The following is a 2,677-nucleotide window of genomic DNA, read 5'->3' as shown; positions in this document are numbered from 1 at the left end:
CCGCACGCTCCCGGCGCACTCGCGCTGCTTCCTCATCCGCCAGAGCGATGCCTCGGTTGTGGTGCGTCTCGACCTCTCGGGCAGTCCCGAGGTGCTGACGGTCCTGTCGGGCCGCGAGAGCACCGTGCGCAAGCTCGATGCGCTGCGCGAACGCTATGGCGACGCGCCGCGCGCCTGGTACCCCGCGCTCACCGGCCAGGCCTGGCCGGGTGACGGCGATACCGCTGGGGCTGACGAGGCGCTCTGGATCGAGGCGGCCGAGTAAAGATCATGGCCAGCGACACCTGCCAGCGTCTGACGGAACTTGCCTCGAACGGGGTGGCCCCGGCTCTGCGGGCGGTCGACTGCGTGGCAAACGAGATGGCCGCGGGCGCTTTCGGGCGCCTGTTTGGAAGCGACGGCGCGCTCGTGCCCGCGATCTCGATCCTGCTCGCGCTCTACATCGCGCTCTTTGCCTTCCTCCTGATGACGGGGCGCGCTTCGGTGGGCGTGTCCTCGCTTATGCCGCGCATGATCACGATCGGCGTGGTGCTCCTCTTCACCAGCAGCTGGCTTGCCTACCAGGGCATGGTCTGGAGCTTTGCGCTCGCCGGTCCCGACTGGATCGCGGGGCAACTCATGGGCGCGGATGGTTCGGCTACGCAGATCTTCGCGGACCGCATCGACATTGTCTTCGGTGTCATCAACGAAATCGGCACCAATGCCGGATCGGGCAGCGGCTCGACCGGAGAGGCGGCCAAGGACGCGGCCGACGCGGCCTCGATGATGTCGCCCGAAGGGCTGATGTGGATGGGCGCGATCCTGCTTCTGCTGGGGACCGTGGGCATTCTCCTCACCGCGCGCATTGCGCTGGGCATCCTCATCGCGCTGGGGCCTCTCTTTGTCATTCTTGGGCTTTTTGGTGCAACCCGCGGGCTCACCGCAGGCTGGCTGCGTGGCATGGTGCTGACCGCCTTCACGCCGCTCTTCGTGGTCATGGGCGGAGGCATCATCCTCGAACTGCTCGTGCCCATCGTCTCCGCGCTCGTCAGTTCGGCGCAGTTGGGCGAGATCGACGGGCGCGCGGCCATGGCCTTCTTCACGGTCGCGGCGGTCCACGTCGCGCTCATGGTGATGGTGTTCAAGGTCGCGGGCACGATGGTCTCGGGCTGGCGCGTCTTCGGATTGGCGGCTTCCCGCGAGGAGCGGGCAGGATCGAGCGCCGCCGCGCCCGCACCGGCGCCCGTGGCCTCGATGCTCCAGCCACTGGGCGTTGCCACCTCTCGCACCGGGCACATGAGCGCGTTGGCCGCCAGCCACGCTGCGCAGGCAGGGCCAGGCGGTAACGGCGGGGAGGGTGCCTCAGGCCGCTCGGGTGACCGGCGCACCGTGACCACCCACGTTACCGGCGGCGGCATTGCGCCCGCCGGAGCCGGACAGGACATGCGCGCGAAGGGCATTGGCAGCCGCTTTCGCAGCGCCTCGAACGACACCGGCCGCGCGCCGGTCAAGGAGAAGACACGATGACGCACGCCTTCACGCTGCGCACCACACTTTCGCGCCTGATGCTGGGATCGGTTCTCGCCGCAGGGCTGCTGAGCGCCCCTGTTCTCGCCGATGATCGCCTGGTCGAGCACGCCTACCGGGCCGACGAGGTCGTCACCATTCCCGGGCGCACAACGGTTCAGGCCACCATCGCCTTTGGCCGTAACGAAGCGATCGAGAACGTCGCGGTGGGCGACAGTTCGCAGTGGCAGATCACGCCCAACAAGCGCGCCGACCTCCTGTTCGTGAAGCCGCTGGAGACCAGCGCGCGCACCAACATGACGGTTGTCACGAACAAGCGCACGTACTTCTTCGATCTCGTCGCAGGAGCCAAGGCCAAGCCGCTCTACATGCTGCGTTTTACTTATGCGGACGAGGAAGAGCCGGTGGATGACACTCCGCTTGCCCGTCCCAGCGAGACGGAGCGCCTGGCCCATCTCGATCCGGCCGAGCGCGCCGTGGCCGAGGGCGATCCCTTGGCGATGCCCGCCGAGGCGTCCGCGCTCAACTTCGCGTGGGAGCGCAAGGGCGCGGCCAAGCTGCAGCCCGTGCGGGTCTACGACGACGGGCAGTCGACCTACCTCGTCTGGCCCGAGCAGACACCGAACCTGCCCGCCATCCTTGTCGAGAACGAGAAGGGCGACGAAGGGCCGGTCAACTATGCCGTGCGCGGCCCCACCATCGTGGTGAGCGATGTGCCCGACCGCATCATCCTGCGCCGGGGCAAGGATGTCGCCGAGCTGCTCAACACCGTGCCGCTCGGCGAACGGCCCGCACCGGCTCTCGCGCAGCGTGCAGGTACAACCCCGCCGGTCTCGGCACAGTGAGAAGGGCCTGAACGATGGCGCCCCATTCCTCTTCCGTTTCCGCCCTGCATGAGCGCCGCTTCGGCGCCAACGCGACCGACCCGCGTGAGGGTGAGGGGGCCGAGGTTATCGACCTTGCCACCCGCAACGTCCTGCCCCAGGTCTCGCAGCGCAAGAAGGCCGATGGCCTGGGCCTCGTGGCGGGGATTGTCTTCGTCGCGGCCCTGGGCGGTCTTACCTTGTGGATGATGGACGGCGCGCGCAACGCGGCGCCCGAACAGGATCTTGCCGCCGCGCCCGCGCCGGTCCCCGAGGCGCCCGTACCGACGCCGTCGGCGCGCCCCGCT

Annotated in this window: 2 protein-coding genes and 2 pseudogenes; all 4 read left to right on the top strand. The window is 68.7% G+C overall.

Annotated features, from left to right (window positions below):
• Positions 1–265, top strand: a pseudogene (locus MTR65_RS14640) (VirB4 family type IV secretion/conjugal transfer ATPase); the annotation flags it as partial.
• Between the two features lie 5 nt (positions 266–270).
• A complete protein-coding gene (locus MTR65_RS14635; RefSeq protein ID WP_243801472.1) occupies positions 271–1,506 on the top strand; it encodes a TrbL/VirB6 family protein in 1,236 nt (411 codons plus the stop codon).
• On the top strand, positions 1,503–2,351 hold the full coding sequence (locus MTR65_RS14630; RefSeq protein ID WP_243801469.1) for a TrbG/VirB9 family P-type conjugative transfer protein: 849 nt from the start codon (positions 1,503–1,505) through the stop codon (positions 2,349–2,351). Before MTR65_RS14635 ends, MTR65_RS14630 begins: the two co-directional genes overlap by 4 nt.
• Positions 2,352–2,365: 14 nt before the next feature.
• Positions 2,366–2,677 (top strand): annotated as a pseudogene (locus MTR65_RS14625) (TrbI/VirB10 family protein); the annotation flags it as partial.

The organism is Novosphingobium mangrovi, assembly GCF_022818885.1.
Classification (GTDB): domain Bacteria; phylum Pseudomonadota; class Alphaproteobacteria; order Sphingomonadales; family Sphingomonadaceae; genus Novosphingobium; species Novosphingobium mangrovi.
The sequence above is the reverse complement of the archived record's forward strand: the minus strand, read 5'-3'. Positions and strand labels throughout refer to the sequence as shown.

What these genes read in the sequence shown, in the direction of transcription:
- MTR65_RS14630 (WP_243801469.1), top strand. Translation starts at nt 1,503, where the DNA reads ATGACGCACGCCTTCACGCTGCGCACCACACTTTCGCGCCTGATGCTG.
- MTR65_RS14635 (WP_243801472.1), top strand. Translation starts at nt 271, where the DNA reads ATGGCCAGCGACACCTGCCAGCGTCTGACGGAACTTGCCTCGAACGGG.